This is a genomic window from Cupriavidus necator, from assembly GCF_040578825.1.
Taxonomy (GTDB): domain Bacteria; phylum Pseudomonadota; class Gammaproteobacteria; order Burkholderiales; family Burkholderiaceae; genus Cupriavidus; species Cupriavidus necator_E.
The window spans coordinates 14,926-34,547 of the sequence record NZ_JBEFLI010000013.1 but is presented as its reverse complement, the minus strand read 5'-3'; the positions used below and the strand labels follow the sequence as shown (position 1 = coordinate 34,547).

Annotated in this window: 19 protein-coding genes; 5 read left to right on the top strand and 14 right to left on the bottom strand. The window is 66.7% G+C overall.

Features of this window, described 5'->3' with window-relative positions; genetic code table 11:
• Positions 1-614 precede the first annotated feature (614 nt).
• The 3 genes from oxlT (at position 615) to AB1I47_RS09260 (ending at position 2,801) form a co-directional block, all read left to right on the top strand.
• The gene (oxlT, locus tag AB1I47_RS09270) at positions 615-1,937 is read left to right on the top strand and encodes an oxalate/formate MFS antiporter (protein WP_354683450.1); all 1,323 of its coding nucleotides are present in this window, start codon (positions 615-617) and stop codon (positions 1,935-1,937) included.
• Between the two features lie 176 nt (positions 1,938-2,113).
• Positions 2,114-2,386: a hypothetical protein gene (locus AB1I47_RS09265; RefSeq protein WP_354683449.1), complete on the top strand. Its 273-nt coding sequence runs from the start codon at positions 2,114-2,116 to the stop codon at positions 2,384-2,386.
• 31 nt (positions 2,387-2,417) lie between these two features.
• Positions 2,418-2,801, top strand: a complete 384-nt coding sequence (locus tag AB1I47_RS09260; protein ID WP_354683448.1) for a hypothetical protein — start codon at positions 2,418-2,420, stop codon at positions 2,799-2,801.
• Positions 2,802-2,853: 52 nt separating this feature from the next.
• Here the strand turns inward: AB1I47_RS09260 and AB1I47_RS09255 are convergent, their stop codons facing one another.
• The 8 genes from AB1I47_RS09255 to AB1I47_RS09220 all read right to left on the bottom strand — a co-directional run bounded on the left by AB1I47_RS09255 (position 2,854) and on the right by AB1I47_RS09220 (position 11,104).
• The gene (locus tag AB1I47_RS09255; RefSeq protein ID WP_354683447.1) at positions 2,854-3,348 is read right to left on the bottom strand and encodes a DNA-binding response regulator; all 495 of its coding nucleotides are present in this window, start codon (positions 3,346-3,348) and stop codon (positions 2,854-2,856) included.
• Between the two features lie 260 nt (positions 3,349-3,608).
• On the bottom strand, positions 3,609-5,090 hold the full coding sequence (locus AB1I47_RS09250) for a M81 family metallopeptidase (RefSeq protein ID WP_354683446.1): 1,482 nt from the start codon (positions 5,088-5,090) through the stop codon (positions 3,609-3,611).
• Positions 5,091-5,133: 43 nt separating this feature from the next.
• Entirely contained in the window at positions 5,134-6,411 is a 1,278-nt protein-coding gene (locus AB1I47_RS09245) for a Zn-dependent hydrolase (RefSeq protein ID WP_354683445.1), read from the bottom strand.
• A gap of 35 nt (positions 6,412-6,446) precedes the next feature.
• Positions 6,447-7,163: an ABC transporter ATP-binding protein gene (locus tag AB1I47_RS09240; protein ID WP_354683444.1), complete on the bottom strand. Its 717-nt coding sequence runs from the start codon at positions 7,161-7,163 to the stop codon at positions 6,447-6,449.
• A complete protein-coding gene (locus AB1I47_RS09235; protein ID WP_354683443.1) occupies positions 7,160-7,927 on the bottom strand; it encodes an ABC transporter ATP-binding protein in 768 nt (255 codons plus the stop codon). Before AB1I47_RS09235 ends, AB1I47_RS09240 begins: the two co-directional genes overlap by 4 nt.
• Entirely contained in the window at positions 7,924-8,919 is a 996-nt protein-coding gene (locus tag AB1I47_RS09230; protein WP_354683442.1) for a branched-chain amino acid ABC transporter permease, read from the bottom strand. The genes AB1I47_RS09235 and AB1I47_RS09230 overlap by 4 nt, the downstream gene beginning before the upstream one ends.
• Positions 8,919-9,776, bottom strand: coding sequence for a branched-chain amino acid ABC transporter permease (locus tag AB1I47_RS09225; RefSeq protein WP_354683441.1), 858 nt, complete (start codon positions 9,774-9,776; stop codon positions 8,919-8,921). Before AB1I47_RS09225 ends, AB1I47_RS09230 begins: the two co-directional genes overlap by 1 nt.
• 125 nt (positions 9,777-9,901) lie before the next feature.
• Positions 9,902-11,104, bottom strand: a complete 1,203-nt coding sequence (locus tag AB1I47_RS09220; RefSeq protein WP_354683440.1) for an ABC transporter substrate-binding protein — start codon at positions 11,102-11,104, stop codon at positions 9,902-9,904.
• A gap of 377 nt (positions 11,105-11,481) precedes the next feature.
• On the opposite strand from AB1I47_RS09220, the gene AB1I47_RS09215 reads away from it, so the two are divergent.
• Entirely contained in the window at positions 11,482-12,315 is an 834-nt protein-coding gene (locus tag AB1I47_RS09215) for a FadR/GntR family transcriptional regulator (protein WP_354683439.1), read from the top strand.
• A 12-nt stretch (positions 12,316-12,327) separates the two neighbouring features.
• Here AB1I47_RS09215 and AB1I47_RS09210 read toward each other — a convergent pair whose 3' ends face one another.
• Together AB1I47_RS09210 and AB1I47_RS09205 are read right to left on the bottom strand one after the other, a co-directional pair.
• Positions 12,328-12,825: a hypothetical protein gene (locus AB1I47_RS09210; RefSeq protein WP_354683438.1), complete on the bottom strand. Its 498-nt coding sequence runs from the start codon at positions 12,823-12,825 to the stop codon at positions 12,328-12,330.
• A 60-nt stretch (positions 12,826-12,885) separates the two neighbouring features.
• Positions 12,886-13,437, bottom strand: coding sequence for an RNA polymerase factor sigma-70 (locus AB1I47_RS09205; protein WP_354683437.1), 552 nt, complete (start codon positions 13,435-13,437; stop codon positions 12,886-12,888).
• A 290-nt stretch (positions 13,438-13,727) separates the two neighbouring features.
• Between AB1I47_RS09205 and AB1I47_RS09200 the strand changes: the two genes are divergently transcribed.
• Positions 13,728-14,420, top strand: coding sequence for a 4'-phosphopantetheinyl transferase family protein (locus tag AB1I47_RS09200; RefSeq protein WP_354683436.1), 693 nt, complete (start codon positions 13,728-13,730; stop codon positions 14,418-14,420).
• Here AB1I47_RS09200 and AB1I47_RS09195 read toward each other — a convergent pair.
• From AB1I47_RS09195 to AB1I47_RS09180, 4 genes are all read right to left on the bottom strand, one after another.
• Positions 14,384-15,742 carry a lysine N(6)-hydroxylase/L-ornithine N(5)-oxygenase family protein gene (locus AB1I47_RS09195; protein WP_354683435.1) on the bottom strand — a complete coding sequence of 453 codons (1,359 nt, stop codon included), beginning with the start codon at positions 15,740-15,742 and terminating at the stop codon, positions 14,384-14,386. The two genes, AB1I47_RS09200 and AB1I47_RS09195, sit on opposite strands and share 37 nt — an antisense overlap.
• Positions 15,739-16,824, bottom strand: coding sequence for a GNAT family N-acetyltransferase (locus AB1I47_RS09190; protein ID WP_354683434.1), 1,086 nt, complete (start codon positions 16,822-16,824; stop codon positions 15,739-15,741). The genes AB1I47_RS09195 and AB1I47_RS09190 overlap by 4 nt, the downstream gene beginning before the upstream one ends.
• 89 nt (positions 16,825-16,913) lie before the next feature.
• Entirely contained in the window at positions 16,914-17,933 is a 1,020-nt protein-coding gene (locus AB1I47_RS09185; RefSeq protein WP_354683433.1) for an alpha/beta hydrolase, read from the bottom strand.
• Between the two features lie 29 nt (positions 17,934-17,962).
• Positions 17,963-19,603: a cyclic peptide export ABC transporter gene (locus AB1I47_RS09180; protein WP_354683432.1), complete on the bottom strand. Its 1,641-nt coding sequence runs from the start codon at positions 19,601-19,603 to the stop codon at positions 17,963-17,965.
• Positions 19,604-19,622 lie beyond the last annotated feature (19 nt).

Here is a 19,622-nt window from a genome sequence, read left to right as displayed (position 1 = left end):
TATTTATTTGCGCGGAGGATTCGCCTATAACTGCAGTTACATGCTGCGGCCGATGTCCCGCATCATGACTCAGCCCGCGAGATTTACCTCGCGGGTTTTTTTTGCCCGTCGATGAGAAAATCATGTGAATCGTGATTTTCAGTTTTTCTCTTCATGCCGAGGGCGCCGCGGAAATCATTCAGTCATTCTCCTCATGGCTCCAGTCAAGACAGGCATCAATGGCAAATGAATAACCGCGGGGACTCGCCGGTCGCACCAGGTAACCTGCAAGGCGCGCCCGGCGCCTTTTGGTGCCTGCATTGATGAGGTGGCGTCAAGGATGCCTGTTTCCCGGTTATTTCGCTCATAAGTTCAGTGAAAACCCTGCCCTTCCTTTCACTTGACTTACTTGATATATCACATACTGTGTATCCCATCGCCACTCTTAGTTTTGAGTCAGGTGAGGGCGCAGGCGTCAATTCGGCGTCGGATTAAAAGGCAGTAAATGCCATCACACCAGGAGACATAAATGCCAGCAGCCATTTTCACGCTGAGGCGCAACGAGGCCGCATACCCATCCGCATCTCCGTCCGCACCCTCGGAGAAAAAAGCCCACACCATTCAAGGAGGTCGCCATGTCTAATCCTACGGGAGCGGCACTGCGCGCTAATCAGCAGGTTCCGGAAGGCACCCGCTGGATGCAACTCGTCGTCGGCGTGGTTTGCATGATCGCCACGGCGAATATCCAATACGCCTGGACTTTATTCGTCCCCGAAATCCAGGAGACTTATGGCTGGTCCCGCGCCAGCATCCAGATCGCGTTCACGGTGTTTGTGCTGGTCCAGACCTGGCTCGCGCCGATCGAAGGCTACTTTATCGACAAGTTCGGCCCGCGCTTGATGGTGGCGTTCGGCGCCGTGTTCATCGGCGCGGCCTGGTGCATCAATTCGCAGGCGACCACGCTGATGGGTTTCTACGTCGGCGCGGCGGTCGGCGGCCTTGGCGTAGGTTCGATCTATGCGACCTGCATCAACAACGCGCTGAAGTGGTTCCCGGATCGCCGGGGCCTGGCCGTCGGCCTTACCGCCGGCGGTTATGGCGCGGGCTCCGCCGCGACCATCCTGCCGATCGCGGCCATGATCGAGTCGCAGGGCTTCCAGCACACCTTCCTGTTCTTCGGCCTGCTGCAAGGCTCGCTCGCCTTCGCCGCGGCGTGGTTCCTGCGCTCGCCGAAGGCCCATGAGGTGAAGGCGTCGCAGAAGCTGGTCCAGGCCACGCGCGACTACACGCTCAAGGAAGCGATGTGCACCAAGCTGTTCTGGCTGATGCTGGTGATGTTTATCCTGGTGGTCACCGGCGGCATGATGGCCGTGGCCCAGCTCGGCGTCATCGCCAAGGACCTGGGCGTGAAGGAGTTCAAGGTCGACCTGCATTTCTTCGTGATGGCCGCCTTGCCGCTCGCGCTGATGCTCGACCGGATCATGAACGGCATCTCGCGCCCGCTGTTCGGCTGGGTTTCCGACCATATCGGCCGCGAGAAAACCATGGTGATCGCCTTTACGCTGGAAGGGATCGGCATCATTGCGCTTGGCTACTTCGGCAGCAATCCGTATGCCTTCCTGATCCTGTCCGGCGTGGTGTTCCTGGCCTGGGGCGAGGTCTACTCACTGTTCTCGGCGCTGGCCGGCGATGCCTTCGGCACCAAGCACATCGGCAAGATCTATGGCGTGCTCTACACCGCCAAGGGCATCGGCGCGCTGTTCGTGCCGATCGGCAACCTGATGATGGAGGCGACCGGGACCTGGTCGACCGTGCTCTACACGGTTGCCGCCATGGACCTGACCGCGGCCTTCCTGGCAATCATGGTGTTGCGTCCGGTACTTGCCAGTCACGTCGCGACGTCGAGGAGCCTGTTCTCCAAGGAGACGGCGGCGGCTGGTGCCCAGGTGCCTGCCTGAGCTGCATCGGCTCTGACGTATCAGTAACAAGCAGGGCGGGCTTCTCCGGAAGCCCGCTTTTTCTTTTGGGTGACGCGCGATGTGCGCGCCGGGCGGGCGTAAGATTGGTTCGTTGGCGGCGCGGGTTCGATCAGACGGCGCAGGGTGATAGCGGAACGACCGGCGGGAGCGGGGCGATGGACGACGACCTCAATGCGATGAGCCGCGAACGGCTCGCCGAGGAAGTGCGCAAACTGCGCGCAGGGATACGTCGGCACCGCGACGCATCGGGCCATGACCTGTGCTGGCACCATCCCGACCTGTGGGCGTTGCTGCCGGAATCGGCCAGCCACATGCCGGTCGTCCCCGACTGGCCCCAGTTCATGCGGGGCTGCGTGAAATACCGGGAATCGCTGGACGCGCAATGCCCGCATGCACCGCGCAGCCAGCAGGAGTTTGGCGAGGACTGAATCACGGTACCAACGTGCGGGGGGTGTCAATATGAGGCTTGTTCCCGCACTGCTTGCGACCTGCATCCTGTCGGCGGCCTGCGTCTCAACGGGTGTCGATGTGAAACAGGAGCACCTGGCGAACTTCCTGCCCGGTTTCTCGACCGTTGACGACGTTACCGGCCAGCTTGGCGCGCCCAGTTCCCAGACCACGCTGACCAACGGGGCAACGATCCTGCTCTATTCGTTCGCCACCTCGAAGCCTCGTCCCGAGAGCTTTATTCCCTTTATCGGCCCGCTGTTTTCGGGAGGCGAGATCCGCTCGTCGACCGTCCTGTTCGAGTTCGACGAGAACGGTGTCCTCAGGAGCCAGCGCAGGACGACGTCGAGCGGCGTGTCAGGGTGGAGCGTGCTGCCGCCGGTTGCGCAGCCGTAGGCGGTTGCCTTGAAGAGCGATAGCGATCAGCCGGGCCAGTCTGCCCCGCGCCTCACGCCACCGCGTGGAACGGGTGCCGCAATCGCACCGGTTCCGCGTCCTGTACGGGATGCGCCGGCGCACACGGCGCAAGCTCCAGCAGCGCGCGGACGTCCTGTTCAAGGCTGGCGAGAGAGGCCGACCTGGGCAGGCAGCGGGCAAACCTGCTGTCCAGGCCCGGCGGCAGGCGCAGCCACATATTGTCGGAGACCAGCAGCAGGCGCCTTGGCTTCAGCAGCAGGCTGGCCTGGCGCAGCAGATGCCAGCCTTCGGCCAGGTCCGATGGCATGCCGAACACCAGCAATGTCGTCCCCGGCTGCCGGACACGGCTTGCCGCCAGGGCCCCCGGCTCGACGAGCTCGACCCTGCCGATGCCCGGCATCCCGGATAGCAGATGCATGACACCGTGCCGGTACACCGGCATGTCGTCGACCACCACGGCCTGCGCCTCGCGGCTGCGCGCCAGGGCCTGGTCCCAGGCGCTGGCTCCCAGATTCGTCCGGATCATCGTTGTCTTCTCCGCCTTGTTTGCTCTGATCGCCAGGCGACGGCTTCGCGGCCAGCGCCAGGCACCAGGGAATCAGCAAGCGGAGTGCCAGCTACGGCGATGCGTTCCGGCGCCGGCCATGGCAGGCGCTGGCCCAAGGCCAGCCTTGGGTTTGCAGGCGTAAACCGCAATGGCAGCGGCCCTTGCGGGACCGCCGGCAACGACGGGAAAGTGTTACGTGTAACGTAACGTGTTCCCGCGCCGATGCTCCCGCGCAGGAATCAGCCGCCCCACGTCGTGCCGGCATCCAGCGGATAGACCGGGCGCGCGACGTGACGGAACGGAAAGCGCTCGTAACGGGAACTGGTGACCCCTTCGCCATCGCATTCGACCACGCCCCTGGCGATGGGGACGAAGACCGGCCGGCAGTACATGCGCGACTTCAGCAGCAGGAAGCGCGCCTTGAGCGGATCGATGCCGATGTGGGTAAAGATGCCGAGGTCCCAGTGTTCCTGCGGCGTTTCGGTGACGATCACCTGCCCCGCGCCGGTGTCCAGCAATGCGGTGCGTCCCATGCGGATGCGCTGGCCGGTGTAGGTCGGGCCGCTGATGACATACTCGCCGTCGCTGATCGCGGCCACCTTGCCGGTCAGCGGCCTGGATTGCGGGAACACCTCCAGCTGGGGCAGCGGCACCTTGTCGCCGACCGGCAGCGTGACGCTGGCTCCCACGCCGGCTTCCACCAGCGCGGCAACCGCCTGCGGATCGCAGACCGGCCCCACCGCGATGCCGGTCAACCCCTGTGCCAGCGCCTCGTGCAGGACCGCCATGTTGTCGCAGGTGCCGCCGGACATGCAATTGTCGCCATGGTCGAGCAGCAGCACCGGCCCGTCGCCCGGACCGTCGGCAAGCCGTGCCGCACGCGCGATCGAGTCGGCAAGCGGCTCGGCGTGGTAGCCGAAGCCATCGCGCTCGGCCCACGCCAGCGCCGCAATCCGGCCGGCCACGGCGTCGGCCTTGTCCTGGTCGCCGTCGCCGACCACGATCACGCTCAGGCAGGGCGCGGCAATGTCGGCAAGGCCGAAGCCGGCCAGCACCGAGACGGCGAGCATGCCTTCCTGTTCAGCTGCCCGCGCCAGCGCCACGGCGCGCTGCATCGCGCCTTCGTCGGTGCGGCTGCGCAAGGTATGCGTGACCAGCGGCGGGCGCCGCCACGCCAGCACCGGCCGCACGCGGCCCGCGATCATGTCCAGCAGCAGCCGGCCGGCATGCTCCCCGGTTTCATACATGTCCACGTGCGGGTAGGTCTTGAAGCTGACCGCGATGTCGGCATGGTCGATCAGGGTTTGGGTGATATTGCCGTGCAGGTCGAGAGCCACCGCCACCGGCGCATCCGGCAGCACTTGCCTGATGCGCCTGAGCAGGTCGCCTTCGCCGTCATCGCTGTTCTCCGCCACCATCGCGCCATGCAGGTCGAGCATCACGGCGTCGCAGCCGGCTGCGGCCGAGACGATGGTGTCGCTCAGGTGGGTGTAGGCGTCGGCCGCTACGCGGCCACTGGGGTTGGCGCCCGCGATCACGGGCACCACGATCTGCGCGCCGGCCGCCTCGGCCAGGTCGATAAACGCAGCCGCGGCGGTGCGCGTGCCCCTGGCGGCGCGATAGCCGTCCTCACCATAGCGCGGATCAAACGACGCCAGCGGCGTCGGCACCGGGGAAAACGTGTTGGTTTCGTGATTGAGGCGGGCAATCAGGATCTTCATTGGCGGGTTCCGTTCTGGTGAGGGTGGCGCGCTTGCTATCGGCTCAGGGCTGCATCGCCGCATCGAGCATGGCATGCAGCAGCACATTGCAGCCGGCCTCGAGGTGCTCGGGCCGGGCGTCCTCGATCTCGTTGTGGCTGATGCCGTCCTTGCACGGCACGAAGATCATCGCGGCCGGCGCCACGCGCGCCAGGTAGACCGCATCGTGGCCGGCGCCGCTGATCACGTCCATTTCGGACAGGCCGAGCCGCCGTGCGCCGCTGCGCACCGCCGCGACCAGCCGGTCGTCAAAGTGCTGCGGCGGGAAGTACACCACTTGCCGTACGTCGATGGCGATGCCGGTGCGCGCGGCCAGCGCCTTGGTCGCTGCATGCAGCGCCGCATCCATCGCGGACAACACGGTGTCGTCGGCGGCGCGCAGGTCCACCGTCATCGACACCTTGCCGGGAATGACGTTGCGCGAGTCCGGATGCACGCCGAGGCAGCCGACCGTGCTGCGGCCATGCGGCGGATGGTCCAGCGCAATGCGGTTGACGATGCCGACCAGCTCGGCGGCGGCGAGCAGCGCATCCTTGCGCAGGTGCATCGGCGTCGGGCCGGCATGGGCTTCCATCCCGGTCAGCACCACGTCGTACCAGCGCTGGCCAAGGGCGCCGGTCACCACGCCGATGGTGGTGTCGTTTGCTTCAAGCACCGGACCTTGCTCGATATGGGCTTCGAAGTAGGCGCCGAGCGGCCGCCCGCCGATCGGTTCCGGACCCGCATAGCCAATGTCCTGCAGCGCGTCGCCAACGCAGATACCATCGCGGTCGCGCTGCGCCAGCAGGTCCGCCAGCGCGAACTCGCCGATAAAGGCGCCCGAGCCCATCATGACCGGGACAAAGCGCGAGCCTTCTTCGTTGGTCCACACCGCCACCTCGATCGGCGCGTCGGTGACGATGCCGGCATCGTTCAGCGTGCGCACCACTTCGATGCCGGCGAACACGCCATAGTTGCCGTCGAACTTGCCGCCCGTGGGCTGGGTGTCGATATGGCTGCCGGTCATCACCGGCGGCAGCGTGTCGTCGCGCCCCGCGCGGCGCGCGAAGATATTGCCGATCGCATCGACGCGGATGGTGCATCCCGCGGCCTTTGCCTCGGCAACGAAGAAGTCGCGGCCCCGGCGGTCCAGGTCGGTCAACGCCAGCCGGCAGACGCCGCCCTTGGGCGTGGCGCCGATCTCGGCCAGGCGCATCAGTGTGTGCCACAGGCGTGCGCCGTCGATACGCAGGTCCGCGGTGGCAAGCGCGGATGCCGTGCGCTTTGCTTGCAAGGTAGTCATCAGGTTTCTCGGTGCGGTCAGTGGGGGCGGTGCGCTCAGCATGCAAGACCCACGCCAAGGTAGCGGTCCTTGACCGCCTCGTCGGCGCGGAAGGCGTCATTGCTGCCGGTGTAGACCACCCGGCCTTGCTCGATGATCACGTGCCGGTCGGCGAGCTGCGTGCAGACCTCCAGGTTCTGCTCGACCAGCAGGATGGGCACGCCCGCCGCCTTGATGACCTTGAGCTGGGCCACGATCTCTTCGACGATCACCGGGGCCAGTCCTTCGACCGGTTCGTCCAGCATCAGCAGGCGAGGGTGGTTCATCAGCGCGCGGCCGATGGCGAGCATCTGTTGCTCTCCGCCCGAGAGCTGCGCGCCGCCATTGCCGCGCCGCTCGCGCAGCCGCGGAAAAATGCGGTACACATCATCGAGCTGCCACGGCGATTCGCGGCGCGCGGCGAGCTTGAGGTTCTCTTCGACGGTCAGCAGCTTGAAGATGCCGCGGTGCTCCGGCACAAAGCACAGGCCTTCGGCGGCGATCCGGTGCGGCGGCATGCCGGCGACATCCTTGCCGCGAAACACAACCCGGCCGCCGCCCTTTGGTCCCCTGGGCTGCACGATGCCGGCAATCGCCTTGAGCGTGGTCGACTTGCCGGCGCCGTTGCGCCCGAGCAGCGTTACCAGTTCGCCCTCGCCGACGGCCAGCGATACGCCTTGCAGCACATGGCTCTTGCCGTAGTAGCCATGGATGTCTTGTACGTCGAGCATCATCCCTGGCCCCCGGTGATCATGTTGCCGAGGTAAGCGGCCCGCACCCGCGGGTCGGCGCGCACGACCGCGGGCGCGCCTTCCATCAGTACCTTGCCCTGCTGCATCACGGTGATGGTGTCGGAGATGTCCATGACGATATCCATGTTGTGTTCGATCAGCACGACCGTGTGGTCGTGCGCAAGGCCGCGGATCAGCCGTTTCATCGCGCCGAGATCGTCGACGCCCATGCCCGAGGTGGGCTCATCCAGGAAGATGGCGCGCGGGCGCGCGGCCAGCGCCATGCCGACTTCGAGCCGCCGCTGCTGGCCGTGCGAAAGGACGCCCGCCACGCTGTCGGCGACACGGGTCAGCTCTAGCCGTTCGAGCACCTGGTCGACGACCTCGCCGCAAGCGAGGTCGCCGGCGGGCAGCCGCCAGCCGTTCATCGCCTTGCGCGGCGACGTGCCCAGTGCGGCCAGCCGCAGGTTTTCACGCACGGGCAGGCTGGGGAAGAGGCTGGTGACCTGGAACGAGCGGGCAATGCCGCGCTGCACGCGCTGGTAGTCGGTTTCGGCGGTGACGTCCTTGCCGTCGAAGACGATGCGGCCCGCGCTGACCGTGCGCGTGCCGGTCAGCATGTGGAACAGCGTGGTCTTGCCGGCGCCGTTGGGGCCGATGACCGAGTGGATCGTGCCGGGCATCACGCGCAGGTCGACCCCGCCCAGCGCCATGAACTTGCCATACTGCTTGACGATGCCGGTGGCTTCGAGAATCGGGGGGCTCATGCGCGTTCCTCCTGCGTGACGGGGGCGCGGCGCGCGCCGCGCAGGCGATCCGCGATCGTGGCGCCCAGCCCCCACAGCCCGCGCTGCATGAACAGGCTGACCGCGATCAGCAGGAAACCGAGCAGCATCAGCCAGCGCGGCCAGAGCGTGGACAGCCAGTCAGCCAGCAGCACGTAGAAGGCCGCACCGAGCACCGAGGCGAAGATATTGCTGGTGCCGCCGATCACGGTCATCACCAGGATCATTTCGCTGGCGTGGTAGTCGATATTGGTGAGCGGCGCGATGCCGGTCAGCATGGCATGCAGCGCGCCGGCCAGCCCGGTCACCGCGCCGGAGATCATGAAGGCCAGCAGCTTGAACAGCCGGATGTTGTAGCCCACCGCAAGTGCGCGTTCCTCGTTGTCGCGGATGGCGAGCAGGGTCCGGCCGAGCACCGACTCCGTGACGCGCAGCACCAGGAAGAACACCACCAGGAACAACACCGCGACAAAGCCGTAGAACTGCCAGGGCGACGCCAGTGCGACGAGCGGGTAGCCGCCCACCGACAGCGGCGGGCGCGGGATATCCAGCAGGCCGTTGTCGCCGCCGGTGATGCCGGGCGCGGTGTAGGCCAGGAAGTAGAACATCTGCGCGAACGCCAGCGTCAGCATCACGAAGTACGTGCCGCGCTGGCGGATCGAGAACCAGCCGACCAATGCCGCGGCCGCGGCGCCGATCACGATGGCGAGCAGCAGGCCCACCGGCATCGGCAGTCCGGTGCGCGTCAGCGCCAGCCCCACCGCGTAGCTGCCAAGGCCGAAGAAGATGCCCTGGCCGAACGACAGCAGCCCGGTGTACCCCAGCAGCAAGTTGCAGGCCATCGCCGCCATCGCATAGATCAGCACTTCAGTCGCCAGCGTGCCGGACCGCATCGTCAGCGGCAGCAGCAGCGCGACCCCCAGCGCGAGCCACCAGAAGTGGTAGCGCACCAACCATTGTTTGCCCGATGCCATCATCCCCTCCCAAGCAGGCCATGCGGACGCAGCAGCAGCACCGCGGCCATGGCAACGTAGATCATCAGCCGCGCGCCCTCGGGCCACAGCGTGCTCATCAGGCTCTGTACGATGCCGACCAGCAATCCGCCCACCAGTGCCCCGGCAAAGCTGCCCATGCCGCCGACCACCACCACGATAAACGCCACGCCCAGTGCTTCCACGCCCATAAAGGGCTCGGCGCCGCGGATCGGTGCCGCCAGCACGCCGGCAATCGCGGCGGTGGCCGCGCCGAGCGCGAACATCAGGCTGAACAGGCGGAACACATTGATGCCGAGCAGCGACACCATCTCGGTGGATTCGCTGCCGGCGCGCACGGCACTGCCCAGCCGCGTGCCTTCCAGCAGCCACCACAGGCCCAGCGCCAGCAGGCCGGTGAAACCGATGACGAAGAGACGGTACTTCGGATAGATAAAGTCGCCCCACATCACCACGCCCTGCAGCGCATCCGGCGGCGGCACGTCGACGCCCAGGGGCCCCCAGCCGACGATGATCAGTTCCTGGATGGCCAGCGCCAGGCCAACCGTGACCAGGATATGGAATTCATGCGGCTGCGCGTAGACGTAGCGCAGCATGACCTTCTCGGTCAGCCATGCCAGTGCGCCGATGATGAGCGGCGCAACCACCAGCGCCACCCAGAAGTTGAGCCCGAACTGCAGCGCCTGGAAGCAGAGGTAAGCCCCCAGCGCATAGAACGCGCCGTGCGCGAAGTTGACGAAGCGCAAGAGGCCGAACACGATCGACAGCCCTACCGCCAGCAGGAAGTAGAGCATGCCGATGCCGACGCCGTTGATCACCTGCAACAGATAGACATTCATGAGCGCGTGCGAATGAAGGAAGCCGCCGCGCCATGCGTCGCCGCGCGGCGCGGTGCTCTGGTAGTGCTTGGGTATGCCTTGTCAGCGGAGCGGATGCCCCGCACACGTCAGGCCATTGAGGCCAGTCAGGCCATCTTGCATTGGGTCTGCCCGACCGGCAGGAACGCCTGGCCCACGCTCACCACCTCGGCGTAGTCGTCCTTGTCCTTCATGCGCGCTTTGGCCTTGCCCTTGAGCAGGTAGTAGTTCTTCAGCACCTGGTGGTCGGCGGCGCGGATTTCTTCCGGCCCGGTCAGACCTTCGTATTTCATGCCTTCCAGCGCGGCGACCACCGCCTTGGGGTCGGCGCTGCCGGCCTTGATCATGCCGTCCACCATGATCTTGGTGCAGATATACGAGCCGGCCAGGCTGTAGTTGGGATTGGCCTTGAATTTCTCGTTGGCGCGCCTGACCAGGTCGCGGTTCAGCGGCGTATCGACGCCGTGCCAGTACTGCGCCCCGAAATAAACGCCTTCGCACAGGTCGGCGCCGAGCGATTCGAACTGCTCCAGGCCCGACGCCCACGCCACCAGGATGGTGGTGTTCTTCTTCATGCCGAAGCTGACCGCCTGGCGCAGCGTATCGGACGACTGCGAGCCGAAATTCAGGATCAGCAGCACGTCGGGCCTGGCTGCCAGCGCATTGGTCAGGTAGCCGCTGAACTCTTTCTCGGTGAGGGCGTGGTAGCTGTTGCCGACATGCTCGATGCCCTTTTCCTTGAAGATCGCCTTGGCCGCGGAGAGCAGGCCATCGCCGAACACATACTGCGGCGTGATGGTGTACCAGCGCTTTGCCTTGGGCATCGATTCGATCAGCGGCCGCACGGTGCGCTCGATCGCGCCATAGGTCGGCACCGACCAGCGAAACGTCGCGCGGTTGCAGTCCTTGCCGGTGATCTCGTCGGCGCCGGCGGTGGTCACGAATACGCCGCCGAACTTCTCGGCCTCCTTGCCCATCGCCAGCGACTCGGACGACAGGATGCCGCCGGCGAAATAGCGCGCCGTCTTCTGCTGCGCCAGCTCCTGCACCTTGCGCACGGCGGTGGCCGGCTTGCCCTCGGTGTCCAGCACGCTGTACCGCAGCGGCCGGCCCAGCACCTGCCCGTACTGCTCGATGGCGAGCTTCATGCCCAGGTCGGCGAACTTGCCGTTGGCCGCAAAGGCACCGGACATCGGCACCGGGCAGCCAAATTCCAGGGCCTCGCCCGCGGCGAATGCGGTGCGGCCGTGGATCAGGGAAGCAGGGACGGCAGACAAGGCCGCCAGTTTCAGCAGGTCACGACGATTCAAGGCTCACTCCTCTGTATGGGGGATTCGGCTGCGGGGCGAAGGCCATGGACGCGCCGTGTCAACGGCGCGCCACCGTCTGCCCGACATGCATTCGGTGCATTCCGCCCGGTGCCGACCTGACCGAGCAAGAATCGAACCTGTTTATTCTATTTATCATGATAAATAGAATAGAATCATCTTAGGAGCCGGCCAAAGTCGTTGTCAACCAAAGGGATCTCAGGGTTTACGCACCCGGGTTGCAGCGTCCGGCGGATGGCGTTCAGGCTGGAAATCGGGACGGTTGGGCCTCAAAACGGCGCACGCGGGGCACTAGAATGGGAGCGCCCCATACCTGGTGGCCTGCATGCGGTGCGCAAGTATTTCGAGGAAAGAGGGAAATGGCGATGTTTCGCGAGGGCAAGAGTGGCGCCATCGAGATCCGCAAGCAGAAGCGTGCGGACCTGGTGGCGGAGGAACTCAAGCGACTGATCACGCAGCGTAACCTGCGTCCGGGGGACAGGTTGCCGCAGGAAGGCAAGCTGCAGCAGATGTTCTCGGTCAGCAAGAGCACCATCCGCGAGGCGCTGAAATCGCTGGAAGTCCAGGGCCTGATCAGCGTCACCACCGGGCCCGCGGGGGGCGGCACGATCGTGGAAGTGCCGCTGGACCGGACCTTCCAGCTGATGCAGAACTACCTGTTCTTCAAGGACGTCGGGATCGCGGATATCTACACCGTGCGGCGCCTGCTGGAGCCGGAGCTTGCCGCGGGTGCGGTGCCCCACCTGACCGAGGAGGATTTCAGCGCGCTGGAGCGCACCATCGATCTCTGCGACCCGGCATCGGCCGCGGCTGCCGCGCCATTGCTGGACCAGCGCCAGGAAGACCTGACCTTCCACGACATCCTTGCCGCCGCCAATCCGAATCCGATGCTGCGTTTTTGCTGCGAGCTGATCAATGAAATGATCCGGCAGCTGGTGGTGTTCGGCAACGACACGCCGGCCTGCGAGCATGAGCGCTTTGGCGCGGCCAACGTGAAATTCCACAAGCGCATCGTAAAAGCCGCCCGCGACCGCGATGCGGAAGCGGTACGGTCATTGATGTCGGCCCATATGGAAGAGTGCACGCATTACGTGACTCGGATGAACGGCCGCATCCATGGCCGCCTCGTGCTCGACTCCGAGATGCCGACGCGCAGCCGCCCGATGCGAGCGGACGAGGACAACGCGTCCTGAGCGGACCCGCGGCTAGCGAATCTTGTCGAAGCCGCCAGCCGCCCAGCGGGCGGCGCTGTCGCGCGTGAGCCGAAAGTCGGGCCGCACCTTGGCGGTTGCGATCACATCGCCGAAGGGATCAACGGCAGTGAGCGTGCCGTAGGGCTCGAACTCATCGGGCGTGATGGCGAGCCTGACGGTCACGGTGCCGGCCTCGGACTCGATGCTGAGCTGCTTGTTGAGCTGGGCATGCAGTTGCTGCTCATGCCGCCGGATGACTTCCGAAGCGGTCTTGACCAGCGTCTGGTGGGCGGTGGCATCGAGCGGCTTCGGATCGACCTTGTTTCGCCCCATGGTCCAGGGACCGACCAGCGCCGGCTCGGCGCTGCCGTCGCGGATCATTTCGACCGCCCAGCCGTCGCCATCCTCGTTCTTGATCACCCGGGCGGTCCAGCCCTTGTCTCGCCACAGGCGAGGCTCGTGGATGGCGGAGGATTCGTGCTCGGAAAGCGCGTCGTCGGTGTGGTGCATCAATCTCGTGTACGGTTCGCGGAACCCGCGAGCATACAACATGGCCGCTCGTGCGGCGGCTCAGATCGCCTGCTGCCGCGTGAGCCGCGCGCGGCAATGGATGCAGGCATCGCGCACCATGAAGTTCACCAGCGTCGGCGACACGCCCAGCGCCGACGCGATTTCCTTCTGCGTCATTCCCTGCAGCCGGCACATCTCGAACGCCCGCTGCGTGCGCTCGGGCAGTTCCGACAGCGCACCGGCCAGCGCGCACAGCGCCTGGCGATCCATCACGATGATGTCGGGCGAAGTCGCTGGCGAGGGCGCGTTGATGCCTTCGTCCTCGGGCGCCATCCATTTCCGTTCCAGCGTCTGCCGGCGGTAGGTATCGATCGCCAGGTTGCGCACGACCTGGAACAGGTAGCTGAGGCGGCAGCGGATCGACGGCTCGTCGGTCATGCCGCGCAGCCGCAGGAAGGCGTCCTGCACCACGTCCTCGGCCTGGTCGCGCGAGCCCACGATACGCGCGGCGGCCCCGACCAGCGCGCGCCGGTTCTCCAGGAATAATCCGAGGAGCGCGTCGCCTGCCACGGCAGGGGCGGGACGTTTGCCAATAACGGTGATGGGAATCACGGGGCGGGCTCCTGAAGTGGCTGCGGTGCGGAGCTAGTACGTTAATACGAATACGAACGATTCGCAATTTATGAAAAGATAACTCTGATGTGAGCGATGTTGAAATGTTGTTCCAAATTCCGCCATGTAAAAGCTATTAAATTTCTCGCCAGTGAATTCGTCTAGGCAAATTCATAGTCCGGTGGCGAGTACCTAAATTCATGGCGCTGCCGTTCGTCTTGCATGGGATGGCATATCGAACCTACCCGGCGGCCGGGTTGCCACGCCGCCTCGCCAGCCCGGTGCCGGCGGTGTCCCTCTGGCAAGTGGATCTGCAAGACCCGGCGCATATCGGGGCGAGAGAAGCGCGCGGGACTGCAACCTGCCTCTGTCCGGCCGAGCAGGCGCACGCCGCCAGCCTGCGCCAGCCGGCCGACCGCCTGCGCTTTGCCGCCACGCGGGTAGCGCTGCGAACGCTGCTTGGTCGATGCGTGGGGTGTCCACCGGCGTCGCTGCAATTCCGCACGGGCCAGCACGGCAAGCCATTTCTGGATGTGTTTGGCGCGCCCGGCTTCAATGTCTCGCATGCAGGCGGCTATGCCTGGATCGCCATCGCCGGGGGCGGGGGCGAGGTCGGCGTCGATATCGAGCGCATCGACCCGGCACTGGGTCCCCAAGCAATACGTGAGATGGCGGCGCACTGCCTGACGCCGCGCGAGCTTGCGTGGCTGGCAGCGCTGCATGCCGAGGCATGGCCGGGCGCGTTCTTCGCGCTCTGGACCGCCAAGGAGGCCGTGCTGAAGGCGCTGGGACTAGGGATTGCCGACCACCTGCAGCATGTTTCGGTGGTGGCCGGGGCGCAGGGCGAAGCGCACCGCTTCGCCGCGGTGCCCGAAGCCGGCCAGCTGGCCGGGCATGCGGCGGCGCTGGCGCGGACCCGGCTGTATGGGCGGCAGGCCCCGGCCGGCTACGCCGCGGCGATGGCCTGGCTGCCGCCGGCCTGAGCGGGCTGCGGCATCCAGCGGCGCTCGCCGGCCAGTGCGTCGTGGATGTCGCTGGCGATTTCTTCGGCCCGGGCCGGCAGCACCGACAGCAGCGTGTCGCTGAGGCCGTGGCTGCTCTGGCAGAAGCCCTGCAGATACACCGGCACCGCGAGTTCCGGTTCTGCCTGTACGCGGTAATTGCGATCCACCGAAAAATCGCCGAGGTAGCGCGCCAGCGGGGCCAGCAGGCGGCGATGGCTTTCGCGCTCGTAGCCGGTGGCCAGCACCACGGCATCGTAGCGGCGCGTCTCGGTGTCGGCATCGGCGCCCGGTGCGGTCGCGGCGATGCTCAGCTCGATCCCGTTCGCGCCGGCATGGGCGGCCTTCACCGCCTTGCACGTCAGCAGGTTGACGCGGAACTGTCCGCTGACCTTCTGGCGATACAGCATCGCGTAGATCTGGTCGATCAGGTTGGCGTCGATCACCGAGTAGTTGGTGTTCAGGTATTCCTCGATCAGCCGGTCGCGTCCTGCCTGCGCCTGCTCGAACACCACATCGGTATAGGCCGGCGCAAAGATCTCGTTGACGAAGGGGCTGTCGTCGGCCGGCTTCAGCGCGGCGCCGCGGACGATCCAGTCCACCTTGACCGACGGGTAGTTGTCATGCAGGTCGATGAACGCCTCGGCGGCGCTCTGGCCGGCACCGATCACGGCGATGCGCATCGGCTTGCCGCTGGTGCAAGGCTGCGCGCCGATCCAGCGCAGGTAGCCGCTATGGTGGGTGAGCCGCGGGTCGCCGCGCAGGCCGGCGAAGGCGTCCGGAATGCGCGGCGTGCCGCCGGTCGACAGCACGAGCACGCGCGCCAGCCGCGTGCGCTCGCGGCCCTGCGCATCGACCGACACCACGCGCACGCGCCCGATGCGCCCGCCCTGCGCTTCGGGCTCGATCCGCGCCACTTCCTCGCCATGGCTGCACTGCGCGGCAAAGTGGCTGGCGGCCCAGCGCAGGTAGTCGTTGTACTCCATGCGGCTGGGGTAGAACGTGCGCAGGTTGATGAAATCGACCAGGCGCCCGTGGCGGTGCAGGTAGTTGATGAAGCTGTAGGGGCTGGTGGGGTTGCGCATCGACACCAGGTCTTTCAGGAAAGAGATCTGCATCTCGCTCTGCGCCACCAGGGTATTGCCGTGCCACTGATAGTCCTGCTGCTTCTCGAGGAAATGCGCGTCGAGCGGCCGCCCGGCGGCGGCCTGCTCCTGCAGCGCGATGGCCAGGGCCAGGTTGGACGGCCCGAAGCCGATGCCGATCAGGTCGTGGGCGGCAGGGGAGATGTCGCGTAGCGTCATGGGTTCGGTCCTTGCTGAGCAATCGGGAAAGAAGGGGACAAGGCGGGCGGCAAAGCGGGAAGCAACAGGTGCTCGCCAAAAAACCGCTCGCGCAGCAGCATCACCAGCATGGCGCGCTTGTGCGGGAAGTCGAACTCCTTGATCCTGGAGAAGCCCGCCTTGTCGAGATTGGCGATCTGCCGCACATGGTCCGCGCGCGGCTCGCCCACGATCCGCTGCGTGCGCGGATCGTCGAGGAACTGGTAGTGCTGGATGGCCGGGAACCACGCGGTCAGGAACGCCTTGCCGCGGAAGTCCGGCTCGCCGATCAGCACATGCCAGCCGCGGTCGTGGTCGTGCGCGTCGTAGAACGGGGCGACGCGGTTTTCCTTCGCCCAGTAGACCTCGAAGTAGCCGAACGGCTTGTCGTCGAACGCGGCGATCAGCGGCAGCATGTGCGGGTCGTCGATCAGCCCTTGCAGGTAGGCGCGGTGTTTCGCTTCGTCGCCGTCCTCGTTCCAGAAGTACGCGACGTCGGGGTCGTTCATCCAGCGATGGAGCAGCGGCAGGTCGCGCGCGAGTTCTGCCGCGCGCAGCGTCAGCGTCTGCCCGAGCCAGGGGATGTGGCGCGCATAGACCACGCCATGCGGCTTGGGCGGGCGCTGCGGATGGCGCTTGCCGTCTGTCATCGTGTAGCGCAGCGGATACGGCCCGGCGGCCGGCGCCATGTACAGCTCGGGAAGCTGCCACAGCAGTTCGGCATGGGCGACGCTGCCGCGTGCGCCGGAGGGGTCGCGCACCAGCACGCCCAGGTCATGGAGCCGGCGCCCGGCATCGCGCGATTCCAACTGCACGTGCAGCGTGCGCGGTGCGCCGTGCGCGAACGCGGCATCGAGCGCCGCCATGGTGGCATGCGCCAGCGCATCGTCGCCGGCCGCGCTGTCTAGCAAGTGCAGCGCATGGCCGTCGAGCCCGAAGCGGGCGAGCTGGCCACCTGCTTGCATGACCGTGAGCCAGGCGCCATCGAACTGGCTGTCGCAGCGCAGCGCGGGCCGCGCGGCGAACGAAACGTGGCGCGAGAAGGGAGAGAGCGTAGTCGACATTGGAGTCCTGTCCAGGCGAAGCGGTCGGGCGGGGCGCGCTGATCGCCCCGCCCACCATGCCTATCGAGACGATGCAGCGCCAGGCGAATTTAGGCGCACGCCAGGGTTGTCACGCAGCCATGCACCATGGCGGCGGGTGCCGCAGCGCGCGCCTGGAAAGCCTGCACCAGCGCCTGCGCGATGTCCGCATGCCCCTGCGCGGCCTCGGCGACGATATTGCCCATGCGCAGGAACTCGTGGACCATGCCCGCGTATTCGCGCACCGTCACCGCTACACCGGCATCGGTCAGCTTGCGTGCGTAGGCGTGGCCCTCGTCGCGCAGCGGATCGCATTCGGCCAGCACCAGCAGCGCCGGCGCCACGCCGCGATGATCCGGCGCGAGCAGCGGTGCGAAGCGCCAGTCGTCGCGGTCGCTCGCATCGCGCAGGTACTGGCGGTAGAACCATTCGATGGTGTCCGTATCGAGCAAATAGCCCTCGCCGTAGCGCCGGTGCGAGTCGGTGTCGGTGCGCCCGCCCAGGCCGGCATAGCACAGCACTTGCAGGCAGGGCTGCGGCAATGCAGGATCGTCGCGTGCGGCCAGCGCCAGCATGGCGCTGAGCGTGCCGCCCGCGCTGTCGCCGCCCACGGCGATGCGCGCGGCGTCCAGGCCCAGCGCGGCGGCATGCGTGCCCAGCCAGGCCAGTGCGTCGACGGCGTCGTTGGCAGCCGTCGGGAAGCGATGTTCGGGTGCCAGCCGGTAGGCCACTGACAGCACCGCGCAGGGCGTGCGTGCCGCCAGTGCGCTGCACAGCGATGCATGCGACGCGAGGCTGCCTACCGTAAAGCCGCCGCTGTGGAAGTGCAGCAGTGCCGGCAGCGCCGGCCCGTCTCCCTTCACGCGGGGCGCGTAGAGCCGGGCGTCGACATGCTGGCCGTCGCGTGTGGGGATCAGCAATGCCTCCACGCGCGCCAGCGGCTCGGGCGGCAGGTCGAGCGCGGCGCAGGCCGCGTCGAACTCACGCCGCGCCTGCGCGGGCGTGAGCTGGTGGATGACCGGGCGTTTGCCGGCGGTGGTGGCGATGTCCACCATGTCGAGCAGGGCTTCGAGATCTGGGTGCAGTGGCATGGGCAATACGGTAGGAGTGAGGCGGCGACTCAGGCCGCGGAGGCTTCCAGCGCCGGCGCGGCGTGGCCGGGCGCGCTGTCGCCGACGAGCTGGCCGTTCTCGATCCTGATCAGGCGGTCGGCCAGGCCGAAGTACCGGTCATCGTGCGAGATCACCAGCACCGCCTTGCCCTGGGCACGCAGTTCCGGCAGTACCTCGCGGTAGAAGATGTCCTTGAACAGCGGGTCCTGGTCGGCGGCCCATTCATCGAGGATCAGCACCGGGCGCCGCTCCAGGCAGGCGACGATCAGGGCCAGCCGCTTGCGCTGGCCTTGCGACAGCGCCTGCGTGGTGAACCGCCCGCCGCGCACGCTGACCTTGTGGCCAAGCTGGAAGCGCTCGACCAGCCGGTTGGCCAGGGCCTCGTCCTGGGGGTCGTGCGCCAGCAGCGTGTCGAACAGGTGGAAGTCCGAGAACACGGCAGAAAACAGCGCGCGGTAGTCCGCCAGGCGCGCCGGGTCCGCCGCCTTGCCGTTGTGCAGCAAATGGCCCGACAGCGGCGGGTACAGGCCGGCGATCAGCTTGGCCAGGGTGGTCTTGCCGCTGCCGTTGCCGCCGACCAGGAACACGATGTCACCGGCGCGCAGCGTCAGGTCGACGGGACCGAGGGCAAAGAAGCTGTTCTCGGCCTCGTGGAAATAACGGTGGCTCGCGCCATCCAGCGACACCGACGAGAACGGTGCCGCTGTCGGCGCGCCCGGGGGCGCTTCGGGCGCGGCATCGGCACCCAGGGCCTCGATGCGGGCATAGGCCAGGCGGCCCATGCTCAGCGCCGGCAGCGCGTTCAGCAGGGATTCCAGCGGCGACATGATGTAGAGAAACATGATGGTGAAGCCCGTCATCACCGCCGGATCGAGCGGCGTGGCGCGCGGAGCGAACAGCACGCCGCCGATCACCGCGAAGAACAGGAAACTGCCGAAGCCAAGCGCGACGAAGAAGATCGACAGGCCCCGCGTCCGTGTCGCGCGCACCGCCTCGAGCGTGGCGCCGAGGCTGTCGCGCAGGAAGCTGCGCTGCTTGTCGTGGTTGAGCTTCAGTTCGCGCGCGCCCGCTACCAGCGCCTTGAACTGGCCATGCAGCGTGTCCTGCGCGATGCCGGCCTGCTTCAGGTGCACCAGCGCGCGGCGGTGGTTCAGGTGATAGATCCACGAGCCGATGCCCAGGATCGCGCAGGCGATCGCGAACGTCGGCAACGACAGCCACGCCAGGTAGCCCAGGCAGCCCAGCACCACCATCGCATTGGTCAGCACCACGGGGATCACCGACAGGCCGTTGGCCACATGCGTGCTGTCATCGGCCAGCGCGGCCTGCACGCGCGCATTGCCGGTCTGTTCGATATGCGGGTAGGGCGCGCCGATGAATCGCTCACAGATCTGCGCGCGGATGCGTGCCAGCGCGCTCTGGCTGACCCGGACGAACAGCGTCGATGCCAGCGTGCGGCACGCCAGTACGGCAATCGCCAGCGCCGCGAACGGCAGCGCCACGCGTGGCGCGTCGGCGCCTTGCGTGGCCAGCACGCGGTTGATCAGCGCGACCATGCTGACGGCGCACAGCCCCGCAGCCAGGCTGGCCGCGGCGGCCAGGACGATGGTGAGGCGCAGCGTGCGCGGCAGGGAGGCAAATAGCGTCATGCGGGCGTGGTTTGAGGTC